A 19,066-nucleotide genomic window follows, 5' to 3' on the forward strand; every position below is an offset into this window, starting at 1 on the left:
GGTTGTTGATCTGTTGCTTCTCCCTCTTTTACACACATCTTAAAAAATACACAGGCGTATGTCATTGACCCAGGTGGGCTATCAAGAACTCTCGGCAAGAGTTTCAGCGGAATAGACGTGTGAGCATAAAGCCTTAAAAGAGACATGTTAAAATGACACGATGTCTCAATACCATGTCTTAATCCCAAGTGCTGGTCGTGGTTCGCGTATGCAATCATCACGACCGAAACAGTATTTACCATTACATGGTGAGCCGATGTTGAAGCATGTGATCCAGACATTTGAGTCGTTTGCAGCCATCGCTAGCATTTCGGTGGTTATCGCAGAGGATGATCAGGACTGGCAACCCGCTTTACTTGCGGGATGCCAGAAAACACGCGTGCTGCTGTGTGGTGGCGCGACCCGCGCTGAAAGTGTGCTAAACGGATTGCGTGCCCTGAATACTCAAGTTCAGGCGCGAGACTGGATTCTGGTGCATGATGCCGCGCGGCCTGGCATAGATCATGAGATGCTATTACGGTTAATAGACAGCGTAGGTGATGAGGATACGGGAGCGATTCTGGCTTTGCCGCTGGCCGATACGCTAAAGCGTGCCGGGACGCAGACCACGATTGCAGAGACCATCCCGCGTAATCATTTATGGCAGGCTCAAACGCCACAAATGTTCAGATATGCGGAGTTGCAATCTGCGCTCAGTCACTCGATCGAAAAACAACCTACCGATGAAGCGCAAGCCATGGAGTGGATGGGACATCACCCAAAACTAGTCCAAGGTAGCCTTAAAAACATGAAAGTCACTTATCCTGACGACCTGCAAGTGGTTGCTGCGTTGATGCAGATGAGTCAGTCATAGAAAGCAAAAAAGTATGATTCCTGTGAGAATTGGGCACGGTTTTGACGTGCACGCCCTGGTAACCGGGCGGGATTGCATTATCGGTGGCGTGAATATCCCGCACAGTCATGGACTGGATGGGCATTCGGATGCAGATGTCCTGTTACACGCTATTTGTGATGCCTTGTTAGGGGCTGTCGCGTTGGGAGATATCGGTAAGCATTTTCCACCAACAGATATGCGCTTTAAAGACATAGATTCACGCGAGCTTCTGCGGCATGTGGTGCGCTTGCTGCATGACAAGGGTTATCTGGTTGGTAACATTGATGCCACGGTGATATGTGAGGCGCCACGATTGGGTAAGCATACTTCGCAGATGTGTATGAACATTGCCAGTGATTGCGATGTGGCGATTGAACAGGTCAACGTCAAAGCGACGACGACTGAAAAGCTGGGCTTCACTGGCCGCAGTGAAGGTATTGCGGCAGAAGCCGTTTGTACTGTGTATTCCAAGTAGTTGATGATGCGATTGTTTAGCCGTTTTGAAGCACTGGTTTCGCCGTTTCCTGCCGAAATCCTGACGCGTTTACCTACCCGTTTCTGGCCTTTTATGTGGGCCTGTTCGTATGGGATGCGCCGTTATATTTTAATTATGACGCTGCTGACAGCCTGTATCGGCTCGTTTGAGGCTTTGCTGTTTGCCTTGATGGGCAAGGTGGTCGATAAGTTGACAGCCATCCAACCGTCACAATTATGGACGACGCATCAATCTACATTATGGCTAGTGGCGGCGGTATTGGTTGGCAGTACCGTGGTCATTCTGTTCCAGACCTTACTCAAGCATCAGACATTGGCTGGTAACTTCCCAATGCGTTTGCGCTGGCAGTTTCATCAGCATATGCTGAATCAAAGCATGGGGTTTTATCAGGACGAGTTTGCTGGCCGCGTGTCGGCGAAAGTGATGCAGACTGCATTGGCTGTGCGCGAGGTGTGGTTTATTCTGGCCGATATCATGGTGTATGTGTTGCTGTATTTCACTACCATCGTCACGGTGGTGGGCAGCTTTCATCCTTGGATGGTTTTGCCGTTTTTAGGCTGGTTAAGCTTGTATGCCTGCGCGCTGGTTTATTTTATTCCGCGTTTAGCCAAAGTCTCGCAGCATCAGGCAGATGCGCGTTCTCTGATGACCGGCCGGATTACGGATGCCTATACCAATATTTCCACGGTTAAACTGTTTTCGCATGCCGGGCGCGAGGCCAGCTATGCGCAATCTGCCATGCAAGAGTTTCTGGATACCGTGCATGGGCAAATGCGCATGGTGAGCTGTGTCGAGAGTATCAATCACTTTTTAAATATGTGTTTGATCATTGCCAGTGGCAGTATGGTGCTATGGCTGTGGTCACAGGGCCTGGTCGCTGCCGGTGCGGTTGCGGCCGTAATGGCGATGAGCTTGCGCTTAAATGGCATTTCACATTGGGTCATGTGGGAGCTGACCTCGTTGTACGAGCAAATTGGCACCGTACAAGATGGCATGAATACGCTGTCGATTGAAAACCGCGTGCTCGATCAGCCAGATGCCGTCGCGTTAAACGTCCCTAAGGGTGAAGTCGTATTTGAGAAAGTGGAGTTTGCTTATGACAAGCAACCACCCCTGTTGAAGCAGTTTGATTTGCATATCCGCCCCGGAGAGCGTGTCGGCCTGGTCGGCCGCTCTGGCGCGGGCAAGTCTAGCATCGTCAATTTGCTGATGCGGTTTTATGACATTCAGGCCGGGCATATTCGTATCGATGGGCAATTGATCGCCTCAGTGAAACAAAACTCCTTGCGGCAACAGATTGGCATGGTAACCCAGGATACTTCTCTATTACACCGCTCCGTCAGGGAAAATATTTTATATGGCCGCCCAGATGCAAGCGATGAAGAGATGATAGTGGCTGCCAAGCGGGCCGAGGCACATGACTTTATCCTCACCTTGCGCGACGCCAAAGGCCGTACCGGCTATGACGCCCATGTCGGTGAGCGCGGGGTTAAACTGTCTGGTGGCCAGCGGCAGCGCATTGCCATTGCCCGTGTCATGCTGAAAAATGCGCCTATTCTGGTGCTGGATGAGGCCACCAGTGCCCTGGATTCTGAAGTCGAGGTCGCTATTCAACATCATTTGTCGCAGTTGATGGAAGGTAAAACCGTCATTGCGATTGCGCACCGCTTGTCCACCATTGCAGCCATGGACCGGTTGATTGTGCTGGATCAGGGGCGGGTGGTCGAAACCGGCACCCATCAGGCCTTGTTGGCGCAAGATGGGATTTACGCCAAATTATGGACGCATCAGAGTGGTGGCTTTTTGGGCGAATAGCCCGTTCAACTCCCAGACGGTTCCTTTTCTAATATCACGCTTCAATTATCAGGCCATTCGGCCTGATTTTTTTATGTCTGTGTTTGGCATCGCCTCTGTTCAATTGTGACAGTCTGTCATATTACCGCCACTTTTCTGCAATCTAATCTGCTTAGTATTGTCATCAAATTTTCATGGAGTATTTTCGATGGCTAGTCTTGCTGTCCGTTGTAATCGCGGGTTTACCTTGCTGGAGTTATTGGTGGTGATGGTCATTATCGGCCTGTTGGCCGGCTATGTCGGCCCCAAATATTTCCAGCAGATTGGCAAGTCAGAAGTCAAAACGGCCAAAGCGCAGATCGCCGCGCTGGAGCAGGCTCTGGATCAGTTCCGTCTGGATGTCGGGCATTATCCGAGTACTGAACAAGGCTTGACGGCCCTGATGAATAACCCAGATAACCAGCCAAACTGGGCCGGCCCTTATTTGAAAAAAGAAGTGCCCAACGACCCTTGGGGCAAGCCTTACCAATACCGTATGCCCGGCCAGCACGGCGAGTATGATCTCTACAGCCTGGGTAAGGATGGTCAGGTCGGTGGCAGTGACGAAGCGCAGGATATCAGCAACTGGTAAATGCCATGCACTATCAGGCAAAAGTGTTGAATGGCAGCACCCTGACCATGGTGGAGCTGCAAGCCGATGATGAGCAGGATGCTTACGCCCAGTTAAAGGCGAAAGGCTTGTTGCTGGTCTCGCTGCAGGCACAAAAGCAGGGCAAAGTAGCCAAGCGCCAGGCGTTTCCGTTGGCTTTGTTCAGCCAGGAATTGCTGGCCTTGCTCGATTCCGGCTTGAACCTCGTCGAAGCCATTGATGCACTGGCTTTGCGGCAGGATCATACACGCGGTGTTTTACAAGGCATCTTGCAATCACTGCAGCAGGGTAAGTCTTTTTCTGCGGCTTTAGAGCGGCAGTCTGCTGTGTTTCCGCCTCTCTATATCGCCACGGTGAAAGCTGCCGAGCGCACGGGCGACCTGGGCAATGCCTTGTCTCGCTATATCGCTTATGACAATCAGGTGTCATTACTCAAAAAGAAAATCGTCAGCGCGTCAATTTACCCGCTGCTGCTCATCGTGGTTGGCGGCTTGGTCATTGCGTTTTTGATGGGCTTTGTTGTACCTAAATTCAGCAGTGTCTACGAAGGCACGGGGGCAGACTTGCCTTGGATGTCGCAGCTGATGCTGCAATGGGGCAGCCTGATTGCCCAGCATGGCGAGCTGATGTTGACGCTACTGGTCAGTGTGTTGGTCATGCTGGTCGTGTTATTGAAACATCCAGCCATGCGGCAGTGGATGTTACGCACCTTGTGGCGTATTCCTGCCATCGGTGAAAAGCTGCAACTCTATCAATTGGCACGCTTTTACCGCACGTTGGGGATGTTGCTGGCGGGAGGGACCCCAGTGATGGTGGCGCTTGATTCGCTGGAAGGATTGCTGGATAGCAGTCTTGCGCTGAGTCTCAAGCAGGCACAAACCATGATTAGCCAGGGCCAACCCCTGTCGCAAGCCTTCCAGGTCAACGGCATGACGACGCCGATAGGCGAGCGCATGTTGCTGGTGGGCGAGCGCGGGGGTAATGTGGCACAAATGATGGACCGCATCGCCAGCTTTTATGATGAAGAGCTGGCACGCTGGATAGACTGGTTTACCCGGCTGTTTGAGCCCTTGCTCATGCTGTTTATTGGCCTGGTGATCGGCGTGGTGGTGCTGTTGCTGTATATGCCCATTTTTGAACTGGCAGGACAAATTCAATGAACCAGCCTCTCCCCAATCAGCACGTGCCTGCTCAGCCACTACAGTCGCTCTCTGCAGAACTATTATCGCAAGCACAAACGCAGGCCTTGCAACAGCAACGGCGCGTGATCGAGGTGCTCGAAGACCTGCTCCCGCTGGACACTGAAATTCTGGTGAGCCAACTGGCTGACTTGCTGCATTACCCGGTCGCCACCATGCGCGATATGCGCGAGTGGCAGGTAGCTTTTGAGGTCATCAGTTATAACGAAGCGCAGCAAAAAGAGTGTCTGGCGTTTTATGACGCGCAAAAAACACTCATTCTGGTGTTTGCTGACCCGTTTAACCGCCAATTGCCTTTGTGGGTACAGCATGCCGTAAAACAGCCGTTTGTCTGGCAGTTGGCACATCGGCTGGAGATTAGCGCCTACCTCGCCGGCGAAGAAGAAACCATGCGCGCCATGGATGGCGTAGGTTTGCCCAGTGAGCAAATGCAAGAAGGCGAGGACGAGCTGGTCATGCAGCTCTCGCTCAAGTCCATTCACGAAGATGCCAACCCCATCGTCAAGTTGATTAACTCCACCTTATATGATGCCCTCAAAACAGGCGCCAGCGATATCCACCTCGAAACGCATGCAGGGGGGCTGGCCGTGAAATACCGGATTGACGGGGTGATGGCCAGTATCGCCAATAGCCCCGGTCTGGACAGTGCCGAGCAGGCTATTTCGCGGATCAAGGTCATGGCGCAACTCGATATTGCCGAACGCCGGATTCCGCAAGATGGCCGCTTTAAAGTGCATGCTATGGGCCGCCTGATTGATTTCCGTGTCTCTATCATGCCCAGTGCGTTTGGCGAGGATGCCGTACTGCGGGTACTGGACCGCAAGGCCTTGACCGAGCAGGCGCAAGGCTTGAGTTTGAAAGCGCTGGGCTTTGATGCCGATGTAATTGCCAGATTCCGCAAATTAGCCAGCGAGCCGTATGGCATGGTGCTGGTCACTGGCCCGACCGGCAGTGGTAAAACCACCTCCTTATATGCCGCCATCTCAGAGGTGAATACGGGGTTTGACAAGATCATCACCATTGAAGATCCGGTTGAGTACCAGTTGCCTGGCGTGTTGCAAATCCCGGTCAATGAGAAAAAAGGCCTGACCTTTGCGCGCGGCCTGCGGTCAATTCTGCGGCATGACCCGGACAAGATCATGGTGGGTGAAATCCGCGACGCCGAGACTGCGCAAATTGCCGTGCAAGCGGCGCTGACCGGCCACCTGGTGTTTTCTACCGTGCATGCCAACAGTGTGCTCGATGTCATCGGCCGCTTCATGCATATGGGCGTAGACCCTTACCACTTTGTGTCGGCCGTCAACGGCATTATTGCCCAGCGCCTGGTGCGCGCCTTGTGCCCGCATTGTGCCGAGCCGTTTGTGCCGGATGCTGATTTACTGAGTGCCTCTGGCTTAAGCGCTGAGCAGGCCGCCAGCATGCAGTTTATGCATGCCAAGGGCTGTGGCCATTGCCGCGGCACGGGGTACAAAGGCCGTAAAGCGGTGGCCGAAATACTGGTGCTTAATGACGAGTTGCGCGAGATGATTATTGCCCGCCAGCCGATCCGCCAGTTGAAAGAGGCGGCTGCCAGAAATGGCATGCGTACCATCCGCGAGGCGGCGATCAGCGCCGTGGCTGAAGGCATGACCAGTTTGCAGGAGGTTAACCGTGTCACGTTTGTTGCCTGAGTTCAGCTTACTTGGCCTGACGCGGATCCTGGTGTTGTCTGACCAGTTGCAGGCCGAACATATTCCGGCGGGCTTTGCTTCGTCCCCTGTCTTTGCGACGACTGCCTGGTCAGGCGCAGATGCGCTTGCGTTGCAGCCAGCATTACAGGCAGTGCTGGCACAGTTGCCAGCCACACGCTGGCAAAAGATAGAACTCTATCTCGCTGACCAGCATGTGCATCTGATGCGCTTGCCTGCCATGACCCAAGGTCTGCAGGCATTTGACTGGAGCGGGCAGGATCAGCAAGCCTATGCGCGCGCCATGCTTATGCAAACTTATGGTGAAGCCGCACGTAGCTGGCCTTTCCGCTTACAGGATGTTTGCCAACCACAAGATAGCCTGCTGGTGGCGATCCCGGTGTTGCAGACACTGGATTGGACTGCGTTGTTACGTCCGTATGCCCTGCAATGGCAGGTGCAAGCCTATGCTTGCGCCTTGTGGGCCAACACTAGGCTGCCCAAAACCGGCACCGTGCTAACCGCAGAGCCGCAAATGCTCAGACTGTTGCAGCTTGAGCAAGGTCGTATCATGCATGTGGCCGGGCTGGCGACCTCTCTGCAGGCAGTGGAAACCATGGCAGACTGGGTGTTGCGTGAGCGTACCTTGCTGGGCGTGCAGGCGTCAGCGTGTTACTGGGTAACCGAGCCCGGCAACCACAGGGCGTTAAATACCGGTCATCGCCTCAAACAAGCTTTGGCGGGCCAGGTCAACTGGCAGCTGTTGCCATCAGCGAGACCACTCACTCAGTTGCGTCAGGAGGTCAGTCATGTGGCCGCAGCCTGAGTATCATATGGATTTTGCGCGTCCGTTATTTGCCTGGCAACGTGTGCGTTGGCCAGGACTGGCGCTGGTGGCAGCATTATTGATGACGGTATGGCTCACCTATGCCGAAGAGGCCGAGCAAACCTCTCACTTGCAGTTACTCACAGCGCGGCAGCAGCAACTGACCGAGCAGCAGTCCGCAATGCAGGGCGCTGCACCGCGTACTGAGCAACACCCACTGAGTCAAGCTAACATCAAGCCGGTAGCGGTATTAAGCCAGCCGCAACAAAAGGCGGCGCAAAAAATTGTGCAGCAACTCAATGTGCGCTGGTTTGACTTGTTGCAGGCGCTAGAAGCGAGCCAGGTCGCCGATATCGCGTTGTTGCAATTGACCCCTGATGCCAATCGCGGCCAATTTGTGTTGTCGGGCGAGGCGAAGAGCTACGCGGCGTTATTGAATTATGTGAGTCACTTGCAAGGCCTGACGACGCTGCATGAGGTGCATTTGCAAAAACACCAGGTCAATGACAGCCATCCGCAGCGCCCGGTCAGCTTCGAAATTCAAGGGGGCTGGCAACCATGAAATCGGCACGTATGTTCTCGGCCCTGACTATGGTCTGGCTGCTACGGCGTGCGGCTTGGTATCTTGGCTGGCTGCCCATGCTGATGAGCGTCTTGTTGCTCATCTTATGGGGCGTGTTGTCGCAGCAGCAGTCTGCCACAACGGCGCAAATTGCCTTGCTCACGCAAGCCATCCAGCAGCTTGAGAGTCAAGCGGTAGCACCTGTGGCCCCGGTCTCAACCGTCATTGTCAAACCGGAGGTGAGCGAAAGTGCGCCGGAATACCTGGCCGCCTTATGGCAGCAATTACCAGAGTTTGCCGACCTGTCGCCACGCATGATGCAGATTGCGCGCCTGGCGCAAAAACGCCAGATGGCCTTGAATGTGGGCGATTACCAGTGGCAACTGCATGCCGCCAGTGACGCCACGCAGGAGATTCAGCAATATGACATGCGCTTCAATATTCAGACCGATTACCTGACTTGCCGGCAGTTTATTGTCGATGTGTTGCGGCAATATCCTGCCATGGCCTTGACTGGCCTCGAGTTGCGCAAAAACGAGACCATGCAGCCGATGCTGGACGCGACGCTGACGTTTTCAGTGTTTATCCGGGGAGGGCGCAAGCATGGCAGTTAGCGCCAAATCCTCGACTTCGCCCGTGATTTGGCTGGCCTTGCTGTTGACGTTGGGCCTGGTCTACTGGCAATGGTCGGCAGCGCCTCAAGCGGAGCTTGATCTGGTTGCGGTCAGACCTGCCAAGAAAGTAGCAGTGGCTGAGTCTGTGCCAGTCAGCGCGGATACGCATCAGCCGTCAGCGCGTGTGGCGAGCAGTCAAACTGCCAGCCCTCAAGTGGAAACCGCTGCCATGCCAGAGGCCGCGTATTTCAAGCGCCATTTACCCGCGGGCAAGCCTGCGCATGTGCTATTTGCGGCGCATGAATGGTTACCGCCCCCGGTCAAGCCGCCCCCACCGCCTCCGCCGCAGGCGCCGCCTTTGCCTTATAGCTATGTCGGTAGTCTCAAGGAGATGCCGGGGGGCGACTTGGTGATTTTAATGCAGCAGAAAAAGATGTTGATGCCCAAACTGGGCTCTCAGGTCGATACGCAATGGCGCTTGGACCGCGAGGATATGCAGGCGGTGTATTTCACCTACCTGCCATTAAACAAAGGGGTGGTGTTGAGTAAAAGCAAAGCCGCAACCACGCGTCAGGTTGAGCCAGAAAACAATCCAACAGAAGAAATGTTAAACCAATGAATGTTTTGAATCCAAGTCTGCGATCATGGTCAAGCGTGCCACGCAGTTTGTCTTTCGCTGCCTGTACGCTGGTACTGTCATCGTGCGGCCTGTTTCCGCCCAAACTGACGGCGACGACCCCGGAAGGCAAAGTCCAAGAGCTGGCCCAACAGGTGGCAGAGCATCCTGCGGATGTGACTTTGCGCAACCGCTGGTTTCGCGAGCGTGAGCTGGCAATCAACGCCTTGCTGGCGGACGCCGCTGCGGCAGATGCCAAAGGCGATATTGCCACGGCCAAGCAAGCTTATGCCCGCATCCTGACGCTGGATCCTTATCAACCTAAAGCGCTGGATTATGCGCGTGCCAGTGATCGTGAAATTGTGCTGCGCAAGCAGTTAGAGATTGCCAAGCAGCATATCAACCAGCCCAAGCAGGCACTCAAGGAAGTGCGGGATATTTTGTTGGAGCAACCGACCAATAGCGAAGCCCAGGCGCTGGAAAAGCAACTGATAGCCATGGAGCCGCGTGCACGTGCCAGCCTGCCGCAATTGCAAACCGCCATCAACAAACCGGTCACGCTGGAATTGCGGGATGCCAACATCAAGGTAGTGTTTGAGGCATTGTCCAAAGCCACCGGGATTAATTTTGTGCTGGATAAAGACATTAAAGCCGAGACCAAGGCCTCGGTGTTCGTCAAGAAAATGCCAATTGAAGAAGCGGTGGAAATGGTGCTGGCCAGCAACGGCTTGCAGAAAAAAGTGCTGTCCCCCACCAGTGTGTTGGTGTATCCGGCCACCCAGCAAAAAAACAAAGACTATCAGGACCTGTTGATCCGTAACTTTTATTTTGCCAACACCAGTGCCAAGCAGTGCGCGGATATGTTACGGACGATTCTAAAAATCCGTGATGTGTATGTCGATGAGCGTCTGAACATGCTGGTGTTGCGTGATCGGCCGGAAGTGTTGGCCTTGGCGGAAAAAATGATCAAGGCGCAGGATATTGCCGACCCTGAGGTCATGCTCGAAATTGAGGTGATGGAAGTCACGCGTGGCAAGTTGCAACAACTGGGCATCAGCTATCCCACCTCACTCACGGTGCTCAATAGCCCTTTGACACTGGAGGCGCTCAAGAGCATCAAGTCGAGTGATATTGGCGTAAGCCCTAACCCCGGCGTACAGTTCAAAACCACAGACAGTGATTTGAATCTGTTATCCAATCCGCGTATCCGCGTCAAAAATAACGAAAAAGCCAAGGTGCTGGTGGGTAACAAGGTACCAGTGATCACCACTAACACCACGGCCAATGTGGGGACCTCCGAGAGCGTGTCCTATGTCGATGTTGGCCTCAAGCTCGAGGTCGAGCCGCGCATCATGCTGGATGATTTTGTCAGCATCAAGGTGAACCTCGAAGTCAGCTCACTTGGGGAGGCTGTGACCTTGAGCAATAATTCCAAGGTTTACAATATTGGTACCCGTAATGCCAGCACCATCCTGCGGCTTAAGCATGGCGAAACGCAGATCCTGGCCGGCTTGATCCAGGATTCCGAGCGCAAGAACGCAACCAAATTACCTGGGCTGGGCGAAATCCCGATCTTGGGCCGCCTGTTCTCCAACAATACCGATGACAAGAGTAAAACAGAAATTGTGCTGGCGATTACGCCCAAGGTTATCAGTAATGTCACTTTGCCAGAAGCCACCTTCTCTGAGTACTGGAGTGGCACCGACAGCGTGATTTCAGACAAACCACTGATGAACAGCATGCCTGTTGCGCCTACCCTCACGCGTAGCCAGCAAATCCGTGAGCTGCAGTTACAGCGGCAAAATGAGTTGAATGAAGGCAGCAACACACCTGCCAATGAGCCCGCCAATGATACGCCTGACGCTGCGCCGCCGCCCGAACCGGCCTTACCCGCGCCAGACACGGCACCGGCGAATTCAAACGTCGCGCCACAAGCGACGCCCGCAGCGGATGGTCTTTCAAACAATATCAGGGACTTGCCCGAACAGGGCACGACCAGTTTGCCAGCGCCCAAGGAGATCCCCTGATGCGCCAACGCGCGTGCTTGCAGTCTAGTGCTTGCCCAGGCTGTGGATTCACGTTGATTGAGCTCATGGTGTCGCTGGCGATTATCGCCATCATGGCCAGCATTGCCACGCCCATGATACAAGTCACGGTGCAGCGGCAAAAAGAACAACAGTTGCGTACACATTTGCATGATATCCGCCGCGCGATTGATGCCTATAAAAAGGCTGCGGAGGATGGCCGGGTGAAAAAAAATTCAGATGCCAGCGGTTACCCGCCCAACTTGCAAGTGTTGGTCGAGGGCGTCGACGATCTCAAAGACCCCAAGCATAAAAAATTACGTTTTTTAAGGCGCATCCCTTTTGATCCCATGCTCAACAAGCGCGATGACACTGCGCCAGTGGCGGCTTGGGGCTTGCGTAGTTATGACAGTCCACCCGACCAGCCGCGCTATAACCAGGATGTCTATGATGTGTATTCACTGAGCCCGCGCATCGGCCTGAATGGAGTTCCCTATGCGCAGTGGTAATCGTTGGCGGCGGTGGCGTGGCTTCACGCTGGTGGAGTTATTGGTGGTGCTGTCGATTTTAGCCTTGCTACTGTCGCTGGCACTACCGCGCTATTTTTCTGGTGTACAACGCGCCAAAGAGCAGGCGCTCAAACAACAGTTAATCACCACGCGCAAGGCGCTGGATGAGTTTTATGCCGATCAGGGGCAATACCCGGAAAGCCTGCAGGAGCTAGTGGACAAGCGCTATCTGGACAAATTACCTTGGGACCCTATCTCGGAGCATAACGATACCTGGGTAATTACACCGCCAGAGCTGCCTTTGCTGGGTGGCGTTTATACCTTGCATAGCAGTGCGAACGGCCAGGCTTCGGATGGCAGCGCCTATGCCGACTGGTAATGGGCCAGGGCTATGTCGCTTGATATGAGGCCTGTTAAACCAGTAGTCATCTATCCACGTGGCGGCGTATTCCTGCGCGGCTTTTCGTATTTAGGCATCATGGTCACGCTGGCGATTGCCGCCATTGCCATGCAGGGCGCGGCCAGTCTTTGGCAGCAACAGTCCCAGCGTAGCAATGAGGCCCTCTTGCTTGAAGTGGGAGAGGCTTACCGGCTAGCAATCGGCCGCTATTATGAATCTACGCCGCAAGCCGTTAAACAATACCCGGCGAGTCTGGAAGAGCTGTTAGAAGACAAACGGTTTCCTGTGCCTAAAAGACATCTGCGCAAAGTGTACGTAGACCCTTTTGCGGTCAAGCAGGGCATGCGTCTGATCCTCAGGGATGGGCGCATCATCGGCGTTTACAGTCCGTCTACGCTTGTGCCCATCCGTCGCAATGGTTTTCAGGATGCGCAGGCCGACTTTCAGGCGGCCAAGCATTACAGTGACTGGAAGTTTGTATACGAGCCGAATAGTCTGGCCAGTTTGGAAGAGGCCTGGGCCAACCGCTAATGCAGCGGCTGGATGAGTTTGGACTTAAATACCTGATAGTAGCGCAATACTTTAGGCACATATTGCTGTGTCTCTGCATAAGGCGGCACCGTCCGCTGATGCGATTTGACCGCTTGCGGCCCGGCATTGTAAGCCGCCAGTGCCAGCACCACATCGCCTTCAAACAAGTCCATGAGTTGCTTTAAATAGCGGGATCCCCACAAGATTTGCTGTGAGGCTGACCAGGCACGCACCGGGGTAGGGGTCAGCGTTTTGGCAGTGGCAGGCATCACCTGCATCAGGCCATAAGCACCTTTGGGTGAGGTGGCTTTGGCATTGTAGCTAGACTCGGCAGCAATCACGGCATGAATCAGTGCAGGCTCCAGTTGTGTGACTTGTGCAGCGGCCTGTACTTCTGCCTGATAGGGCAAGTGCGCTGTCGACCAACGAGACCCCGTCAAGGTTTTGCGCCCGTCGTCTGCAATTACTGGCTCGGTTTCTGTGTCCGTCTCCCCGGTATTGCTGATCACAATTTCTGTGTCATCAGAAGGGTCCAGTACAATTTGTCCGGCCAGGTGTTCAATCGTTTCAGCCGCGTGTGCTGGAATGCACACCAGTAAGGTGAGCACAAAAAATACACGCAATTTGACTACGAGGTTTGGCATCTCTCAATAGTCTCATGCGCAAGTGACATTCTTAAGACACATAGACTGGTTATATTGTTAATGAGCACTCATTGCGTGAATGCTTCTATCACCATTGCTGTTGCTTGATGGCTGGTTCATCTAATGAATTTTTCTCTTCGTAAATAATAGTCCGCGTATTGATCCATTGTCATTAATTCATCAACAAACTGACGCTGTGCAATCATTTTTTTGTCACAAATTTTGAGCACACTTGCTGCACATTAATATCAATGTGTGCAACACATGGACACCACAATCACAGGGATCGATCAGGCCAATGATCAATGGACGTTGGCACTGAATGAGGAACAACGCACGCTATTTATGGAGGTGATCGAGGAATCACTTCGTCTGCAAAATCGTGCACATTTATTTAACTGGTTGCAGCGTGGTTTTCAATGCTTGCTTGCCCATGAGGTTGTCATTATTGCAGTCCGTGGCATGGAGCGCGCCAGTTATGATTACGAGTATCTGACCTCTAGCCGCTATTTCGGCGATAGCCAGTTTGATCTGGTATTACACGAGCAGGAAGGGCTGGTGAATCAGGCTTTTACACAATGGGCAAAGCTAGGTACACCATTGTTTTATACCACTGAGCATACCTCACAGGTGCATACGCACTATGCGATAGAGCAAGTGGCCGCCGAGCCTATGCTGTTGTCTGAGCTCAAGCGTTTCGTTGTGCATGGGTTTGGTAATGAACATAGCCGGATTGCCACCATGGTGATGTTTGGTCGTTTAAGTTCTCCGGCGAATGCGCGTAGTGCGCATCTGCTGGAATTGCTAATGCCGCATTTGCACTGTGCGATTGTCAAAGTCACTTCCAATAAGTCTCCTGCCATCATGTCAACCAGTAAGCATGGCAGGGTCAAACCGCTCAGTAAGCGCGAGGTGGAGGTGTTGGAGTGGTTACAGGCAGGCAAGACCAATTGGGAGATTGGCAATATTATGCAGGTCAGCCCGCTCACAATCAAAAATCATGTTCAGAACATCTTGCGTAAGCTAGATGTCGAAAACCGCAGTCAGGCCGCCAGTAAAGCGCTTAAGCTGGGGTTGATTAACCGCAAGCAATAAATCTCTCTTCTCTATTCTTTCTTCTAATACTCTTATTTCATAGTCCGATAGGACTAGTCCTTGTTCAATCGTTGTCATCTGCCTCTCTTAAAATTTTTAGGATGATTTGATCGGCATTTGTAGCGTTGGTCGCGACTAGTCTTGATGGACTACTAAGTTATCGCATCTCTGTCATGCCAGCCTGTCACCATTTTTATGTTGTGTTTTGAATCGCCATTAAGTGGTTTGTTCTTTCAGCTGTTTTAAATAATTTTTTAGGAGAGGTTTATGAAATTTCAATACAAAGCATTGGTTGCTGCCTTGGCATTATCCGCAGCAACTATTCCAGCGCAAGCGGCAATGACATTTGCAACAAGCGGCAGCTCTAGCATGATTCTGACTTTGCTGGACTTCAACAGCAACATGTCAGCAACATTCGATCTGGGCTACAGCTATGACACTTTCCAAACCATGGTGACTGACACACACAAAACTGGTGTGCTGTCTGCCGACGGTTTGACTAAGACCATGTCTTTTGATTTGGCTGGTGGTAATTACGCAAATGCCTGGAGTTCATTCTGGAGCGTAGCTTCTACATCAACAACCAAATGGGCTATTTACGCTGCCGATGGTACAGGTAGTGGCGCAGGTGCACGCGGTATTATCTCTACATACAAGTCTGGTGCTAACCTGACTAACTCTAATCAGTTGCAAACTTCAGTCGCTAACTTTAATAGCTACATGACCAATAACAACGCCTTGGATAACCACAATTCTGTTGAAGATGGTGCTAGCGTTGTGACTACAAATACTTCACAAGCTTACGCTGGTCGTGCAGTGGCTTACGGTGCAACAGGCCGTATCAATGCTCAAGGTCATGTTTCCATGAACAATATGGACCAGTCTATGACTGTGGTTCAACAGCTGACTGGTGCAACTGCTGCATCACCAGTTGCTTTTAACGTTTTGAGCGGTCCAAACGGTGATTACACATTCAAAATGACTTCAACTGGTTTGTTGGAGTTTGTGATCCCAGTGCCAGAAGCTGATAGCTACGCAATGTTGCTGGCTGGCTTGGGTGTGATTGGTTTGGTTGCCCGTCGTCGTAAGGCTTAACAATATCTAAACAAAAGCCATGAAAAACGGCTGGTGTGGTCACTGGCCGTCATTCAAACTTTTATCTAAGGAAGCGAAAAATGTTTAAGTTTAACAAAGTATTTCTGGCTGTGGCTGCAACCCTGTTTGCTGGTCAAGCATTGGCAGCCCCTGTGACTCAGGCACAAATCAATACTGCACGCACTGCAAATACATTGAAAGAAACCTGGATTTCCGGTAACTCTGCCCCTACCTATAACGTGTTCCAGGGCTTTGCAGCAGGTTGCGATGCAAACACGCTGTCAGTATTCAACAATGGTTCTTCAACAACAGCAGTAAGACCAGGTGCTTCTGCAGCCAGCAACTTTCTGGCTTATGCCTGCGTGCGCGGTGGCAATGTTTCAGTGGTTTACCATACCATCGACGGTGGTTCATTCAATGCATACGCACCACATATTCCAAACGATGTAGACGGTGATGGCGTATTCGGTACGACTAATCTGCGTCGTATTGCTAAGTTGGGTGCAAACTCTGCTTGTGTTGCACAAACTGGCACATTGTCTTTGCCTAACCAAACTGCGATTCCTTCCTACCGTTCTTGCGCTATCGTAACACCAGCCACTGCTCCAGATGGCGCAACCGCTTTGCCAGCAGGTGGTTTCTCCGACGTTGAAGCCGCGCTGTTCGGTATTTCAACCGATGGTTACGGTACTGAAGCCAATGCGAACGTTGGTCAAGTATTCGGTATTGCTACCTCTACTTCCCTGTACCGCGCAATGCAAGTTGCACAAGGGATTTACGCAAGCGTTGGTGCGGCAAATACGGCTGACCCAGACTATCTGCCAGCCAATGCACCAAGTATCTCCCACGCACAATATGCTTCTATCGTGAGTGGTACCGCCGCTGATGCAAGCATTGTTGTTCCAGGCTCAACAGCAGCTTTGAACTTGGCTCGTCGTGTTGCAACATCCGGTACACAAGCTTCTTCAAATGCAACCTTCTTGCGTAACCCATGTAACGGTGACGCAGTAATCGGTGGGATTTTGGCCCCAGTTCGTGCAGCTGATTCTACTTCTACCTTGATCATCACTGAGGGTTCAGGTACTGGTAACGCCAAATCAGCATTGTCTACCTCCGGTTTTGCTATCGGTGTATTGTCCCTGGAAAACAACTGGCGTACAGATACGTCTTCTAACGGTTACCGTTATATCAAGCTGGATAACGTACACCCAGAAGCCCCTATCGCTGGTTCTGGTCAAACTGTGGATGCCAATGCGCGTTACACAGCGGCTCAAGGTTTGTATGACTTCCACATGGAGATGAAATCTTTCGTGGCTAATTCAGCTGCCGGTACATTTGGCGAGACTGTGATCAACGAGATTGTTGGTGCATTTACAGGTTTGGATTGTGCTGAAGTTCCACGTGGCCTGACAGTCAACCCATTCGCAGGCTCTTCTTGCACAGTGGGCCAAGTAGTAGCAAAAGGCTCACGCAACGGTAACAACTGCCAAGCTCAGCAATTGTTCTAATTTCAGTAAATAGCAGCCAAAAGCTGCAAGTTCTGATTAAAAGCACACCCTAACCGGGTGTGCTTTTTTATTTTTTAACACAAAAACAGCAACACAATTTGTGCCTTGAAAGTCTCGCTGCAATGACCCATAAGGACTAATGAAAATAGGTAGTGGACTAGTCCGTATTTCATCTTTGTGACACGCAGTGCTTTCAAAATGGCAAGCCTCAGTAAGTGCCTCTGGCGATTAAAAGTAGAAAGGTGTTGCAATTGTTGCTTCGTGTGATGAGTTGTGTGTGTGTCTTGTGGTCTTTTGCAGTCTGTGCAGAGGAGGCCGAGTCATCTGCACCACAGCCCGTCAATGCCTGGGGGGCAGAAGTCAGTGATAAAACAAAGTTGGAAGAGACTGCAGCCAAGGATCAGTTTGATATTTTTGAATATGTCGTCAATGGTAATACGGTACTTAGTGTCACTGAGGTAGAAAAAGCGGTTTACCCCTATCTGGGTGAGCATCGTTCGATTGAGGATGTCGAGAAGGCGCGTAGTGCGCTTGAGCAGAGCTTTCATGAGGCGGGCTACCTGACGGTATTTGTGACCATCCCCGAGCAAGAGGTTAATGCCGGCGTCGTCAAGCTGGATGTGCTCGAGGGCAAGGTGGAGCGCTTGACTGTGGTTGGTTCCAAGTATTACTCACTGGGTAAAATCAAGCAGCGTGTGACCGAGTTTAAAGAAGGGACTGTGCCGCACTTCCCCACGGTGCAGAAGCAAATTGCTTCGGTCAATATTAATCCTGATCGCGTGGTCGCACCGGTGCTGCGTCCAGGCAAGTCCCCAGGCATGGTTGAAGTCGATTTAAAAGTGGACGACAAATTGCCTCTGCACGCCAGCCTCGAATATAACAACCGCTACACCCCTAACACCACCAAAACCCGTTTAGCGGGCAATCTCAGATACGACAACCTCTGGCAAAGCGATCATAGTGTGAGCTTCGGCTTTCAGGTGACGCCAGAAGATACCAATGAAGTCAAAGTGTTTTCAGGCACTTATGTGATCCCTTACGCTGGAGACTATTGGGCAGCATACGCCGTGATGTCAGAAAGTGATATCAGCGCCGTGGGCGACCTGAATGTGATTGGTAACGGTAACATTTATGGTTTGCGCTACATCCATCCTATGACGAGTCCCGTTAAGTCATACAACCATAATCTGACCCTCGGTGTGGACTACAAGGACTTTAAACAAAACACCCGTCGATTAGGCGCAGACTTAGATAGCAACCCTATCACTTATTTACCATTCTTGATTGGTTACACAGGTAGTCTGATTACGCCAGAGAGTACTACCAAGCTTGATCTGAACTTTATCTTCGCGACTAAAGGATTGGTGAGTGATGACAGAGAGTTTTTCGCCAGAAGATCCTTCGCGCGCCCAAATTATTCTTACTTGCGAGGCCAGTTTGAGCATACGCAAACTTTGCCGCAACAGTGGCAGTGGTATGGCTCTTTAGGCGGACAGGTAACAGGCGATGCGTTGATTTCAAATGAGCAATATTTCATCGGTGGTCTGGATACGGTACGCGGATTTCAAGAGTCTAGTGCTCTGGGCGATGTCGGTGCCAATTTCACGACTGAGCTGAGGTCGCCCCCTTTGCAAAAATATGCCGGTCCCTGGGTTAAAGAAATGCGCTTGTTGGCTTTTTATGATTACGGTCTGGCTAGAACCCGCAATCCTGATATCCAGCCAGATGACAGGTTCTCCCAAATCGAGCGCTACATTTTGTCTTCTTATGGTTTCGGGCTGGATATGAAAGCGGCTCAAGGCATATTCATGCGTCTGGATTTTGCCCGTGTTTTGCAGTCCAGCTGGATATTGGATAACGGACGTACTGCACCAACCAAGCCTGCTGGCATGGCTGAGAGTGGAGATACACGATTGCATTTTAAAGTCGGTTTTGATTGGTAGTAGCAGAGTAGTTAATTGAA

At 51.9% G+C, this 19,066-nt stretch carries 19 protein-coding genes; 18 read left to right on the top strand and 1 reads right to left on the bottom strand.

Annotated features, from left to right (window positions below; genetic code table 11):
* The first annotated feature begins 160 nt into the window (after positions 1 to 160).
* The 14 genes from ispD (at position 161) to Q9292_RS00070 (ending at position 12,761) form a co-directional block, all read left to right on the top strand.
* The gene (gene ispD / locus Q9292_RS00005; protein ID WP_313983195.1) at positions 161 to 853 is read left to right on the top strand and encodes a 2-C-methyl-D-erythritol 4-phosphate cytidylyltransferase; all 693 of its coding nucleotides are present in this window, start codon (positions 161 to 163) and stop codon (positions 851 to 853) included.
* Between the two features lie 13 nt (positions 854 to 866).
* On the top strand, positions 867 to 1,349 hold the full coding sequence (gene ispF, locus Q9292_RS00010; protein WP_313983198.1) for a 2-C-methyl-D-erythritol 2,4-cyclodiphosphate synthase: 483 nt from the start codon (positions 867 to 869) through the stop codon (positions 1,347 to 1,349).
* Between the two features lie 6 nt (positions 1,350 to 1,355).
* Positions 1,356 to 3,185, top strand: a complete 1,830-nt coding sequence (locus Q9292_RS00015) for an ABC transporter ATP-binding protein (protein WP_313983201.1) — start codon at positions 1,356 to 1,358, stop codon at positions 3,183 to 3,185.
* A 187-nt stretch (positions 3,186 to 3,372) separates the two neighbouring features.
* Positions 3,373 to 3,795, top strand: coding sequence for a type II secretion system major pseudopilin GspG (gene gspG, locus Q9292_RS00020; RefSeq protein WP_275357213.1), 423 nt, complete (start codon positions 3,373 to 3,375; stop codon positions 3,793 to 3,795).
* Between the two features lie 5 nt (positions 3,796 to 3,800).
* Positions 3,801 to 4,973, top strand: a complete 1,173-nt coding sequence (locus tag Q9292_RS00025; protein ID WP_313983208.1) for a type II secretion system F family protein — start codon at positions 3,801 to 3,803, stop codon at positions 4,971 to 4,973.
* The gene (locus tag Q9292_RS00030) at positions 4,970 to 6,682 is read left to right on the top strand and encodes a GspE/PulE family protein (protein ID WP_313983211.1); all 1,713 of its coding nucleotides are present in this window, start codon (positions 4,970 to 4,972) and stop codon (positions 6,680 to 6,682) included. The genes Q9292_RS00025 and Q9292_RS00030 overlap by 4 nt, the downstream gene beginning before the upstream one ends.
* On the top strand, positions 6,663 to 7,505 hold the full coding sequence (locus Q9292_RS00035; RefSeq protein WP_313983214.1) for a hypothetical protein: 843 nt from the start codon (positions 6,663 to 6,665) through the stop codon (positions 7,503 to 7,505). Before Q9292_RS00030 ends, Q9292_RS00035 begins: the two co-directional genes overlap by 20 nt.
* Entirely contained in the window at positions 7,489 to 8,067 is a 579-nt protein-coding gene (locus Q9292_RS00040; protein ID WP_194747444.1) for a hypothetical protein, read from the top strand. Before Q9292_RS00035 ends, Q9292_RS00040 begins: the two co-directional genes overlap by 17 nt.
* Positions 8,064 to 8,681 (top strand): hypothetical protein, encoded by a 618-nt coding sequence (locus Q9292_RS00045; protein WP_194747442.1) that lies wholly within the window; start codon positions 8,064 to 8,066, stop codon positions 8,679 to 8,681. Before Q9292_RS00040 ends, Q9292_RS00045 begins: the two co-directional genes overlap by 4 nt.
* Positions 8,671 to 9,300, top strand: coding sequence for a hypothetical protein (locus Q9292_RS00050; protein ID WP_313983221.1), 630 nt, complete (start codon positions 8,671 to 8,673; stop codon positions 9,298 to 9,300). The genes Q9292_RS00045 and Q9292_RS00050 overlap by 11 nt, the downstream gene beginning before the upstream one ends.
* A complete protein-coding gene (locus tag Q9292_RS00055; protein ID WP_313983224.1) occupies positions 9,297 to 11,324 on the top strand; it encodes a secretin N-terminal domain-containing protein in 2,028 nt (675 codons plus the stop codon). The genes Q9292_RS00050 and Q9292_RS00055 overlap by 4 nt, the downstream gene beginning before the upstream one ends.
* A complete protein-coding gene (locus Q9292_RS00060; protein ID WP_194747436.1) occupies positions 11,324 to 11,830 on the top strand; it encodes a type II secretion system protein in 507 nt (168 codons plus the stop codon). Before Q9292_RS00055 ends, Q9292_RS00060 begins: the two co-directional genes overlap by 1 nt.
* Positions 11,817 to 12,209 carry a type II secretion system protein gene (locus Q9292_RS00065; RefSeq protein ID WP_313983229.1) on the top strand — a complete coding sequence of 131 codons (393 nt, stop codon included), beginning with the start codon at positions 11,817 to 11,819 and terminating at the stop codon, positions 12,207 to 12,209. Before Q9292_RS00060 ends, Q9292_RS00065 begins: the two co-directional genes overlap by 14 nt.
* Before the next feature lie 24 nt (positions 12,210 to 12,233).
* Positions 12,234 to 12,761: a type II secretion system protein gene (locus Q9292_RS00070; RefSeq protein WP_313983232.1), complete on the top strand. Its 528-nt coding sequence runs from the start codon at positions 12,234 to 12,236 to the stop codon at positions 12,759 to 12,761.
* Here Q9292_RS00070 and Q9292_RS00075 read toward each other — a convergent pair.
* On the bottom strand, positions 12,758 to 13,405 hold the full coding sequence (locus Q9292_RS00075; protein ID WP_313983236.1) for a lytic transglycosylase domain-containing protein: 648 nt from the start codon (positions 13,403 to 13,405) through the stop codon (positions 12,758 to 12,760). The genes Q9292_RS00070 and Q9292_RS00075 overlap by 4 nt on opposite strands.
* A 264-nt stretch (positions 13,406 to 13,669) precedes the next feature.
* On the opposite strand from Q9292_RS00075, the gene epsA reads away from it, so the two are divergent.
* The 4 genes from epsA to Q9292_RS00095 all read left to right on the top strand — a co-directional run bounded on the left by epsA (position 13,670) and on the right by Q9292_RS00095 (position 19,046).
* Positions 13,670 to 14,500, top strand: coding sequence for an XrtB/PEP-CTERM-associated transcriptional regulator EpsA (gene epsA, locus Q9292_RS00080; RefSeq protein WP_313983239.1), 831 nt, complete (start codon positions 13,670 to 13,672; stop codon positions 14,498 to 14,500).
* A 267-nt stretch (positions 14,501 to 14,767) separates the two neighbouring features.
* Positions 14,768 to 15,595, top strand: coding sequence for a PEP-CTERM sorting domain-containing protein (locus tag Q9292_RS00085; protein ID WP_275357194.1), 828 nt, complete (start codon positions 14,768 to 14,770; stop codon positions 15,593 to 15,595).
* 80 nt (positions 15,596 to 15,675) lie between these two features.
* Positions 15,676 to 17,103, top strand: a complete 1,428-nt coding sequence (locus Q9292_RS00090) for a hypothetical protein (protein ID WP_313983242.1) — start codon at positions 15,676 to 15,678, stop codon at positions 17,101 to 17,103.
* Between the two features lie 242 nt (positions 17,104 to 17,345).
* Positions 17,346 to 19,046: a ShlB/FhaC/HecB family hemolysin secretion/activation protein gene (locus Q9292_RS00095; RefSeq protein WP_313983245.1), complete on the top strand. Its 1,701-nt coding sequence runs from the start codon at positions 17,346 to 17,348 to the stop codon at positions 19,044 to 19,046.
* Positions 19,047 to 19,066 lie beyond the last annotated feature (20 nt).

Source organism: Methylophilus sp. VKM B-3414 (assembly GCF_032248435.1).
GTDB classification, from domain to species: Bacteria; Pseudomonadota; Gammaproteobacteria; order Burkholderiales; family Methylophilaceae; genus Methylophilus; species Methylophilus glucosoxydans.

What these genes read in the sequence shown, in the direction of transcription:
- ispD (WP_313983195.1), top strand. Translation starts at nt 161, where the DNA reads ATGTCTCAATACCATGTCTTAATCCCAAGTGCTGGTCGTGGTTCGCGT.
- ispF (WP_313983198.1), top strand. Translation starts at nt 867, where the DNA reads ATGATTCCTGTGAGAATTGGGCACGGTTTTGACGTGCACGCCCTGGTA.
- Q9292_RS00015 (WP_313983201.1), top strand. Translation starts at nt 1,356, where the DNA reads ATGCGATTGTTTAGCCGTTTTGAAGCACTGGTTTCGCCGTTTCCTGCC.
- gspG (WP_275357213.1), top strand. Translation starts at nt 3,373, where the DNA reads ATGGCTAGTCTTGCTGTCCGTTGTAATCGCGGGTTTACCTTGCTGGAG.
- Q9292_RS00025 (WP_313983208.1), top strand. Translation starts at nt 3,801, where the DNA reads ATGCACTATCAGGCAAAAGTGTTGAATGGCAGCACCCTGACCATGGTG.
- Q9292_RS00030 (WP_313983211.1), top strand. Translation starts at nt 4,970, where the DNA reads ATGAACCAGCCTCTCCCCAATCAGCACGTGCCTGCTCAGCCACTACAG.
- Q9292_RS00040 (WP_194747444.1), top strand. Translation starts at nt 7,489, where the DNA reads ATGTGGCCGCAGCCTGAGTATCATATGGATTTTGCGCGTCCGTTATTT.
- Q9292_RS00045 (WP_194747442.1), top strand. Translation starts at nt 8,064, where the DNA reads ATGAAATCGGCACGTATGTTCTCGGCCCTGACTATGGTCTGGCTGCTA.
- Q9292_RS00050 (WP_313983221.1), top strand. Translation starts at nt 8,671, where the DNA reads ATGGCAGTTAGCGCCAAATCCTCGACTTCGCCCGTGATTTGGCTGGCC.
- Q9292_RS00055 (WP_313983224.1), top strand. Translation starts at nt 9,297, where the DNA reads ATGAATGTTTTGAATCCAAGTCTGCGATCATGGTCAAGCGTGCCACGC.
- Q9292_RS00060 (WP_194747436.1), top strand. Translation starts at nt 11,324, where the DNA reads ATGCGCCAACGCGCGTGCTTGCAGTCTAGTGCTTGCCCAGGCTGTGGA.
- Q9292_RS00065 (WP_313983229.1), top strand. Translation starts at nt 11,817, where the DNA reads ATGCGCAGTGGTAATCGTTGGCGGCGGTGGCGTGGCTTCACGCTGGTG.
- Q9292_RS00070 (WP_313983232.1), top strand. Translation starts at nt 12,234, where the DNA reads ATGAGGCCTGTTAAACCAGTAGTCATCTATCCACGTGGCGGCGTATTC.
- Q9292_RS00075 (WP_313983236.1), bottom strand. Translation starts at nt 13,405, where the DNA reads ATGCCAAACCTCGTAGTCAAATTGCGTGTATTTTTTGTGCTCACCTTA.
- epsA (WP_313983239.1), top strand. Translation starts at nt 13,670, where the DNA reads ATGGACACCACAATCACAGGGATCGATCAGGCCAATGATCAATGGACG.
- Q9292_RS00085 (WP_275357194.1), top strand. Translation starts at nt 14,768, where the DNA reads ATGAAATTTCAATACAAAGCATTGGTTGCTGCCTTGGCATTATCCGCA.
- Q9292_RS00090 (WP_313983242.1), top strand. Translation starts at nt 15,676, where the DNA reads ATGTTTAAGTTTAACAAAGTATTTCTGGCTGTGGCTGCAACCCTGTTT.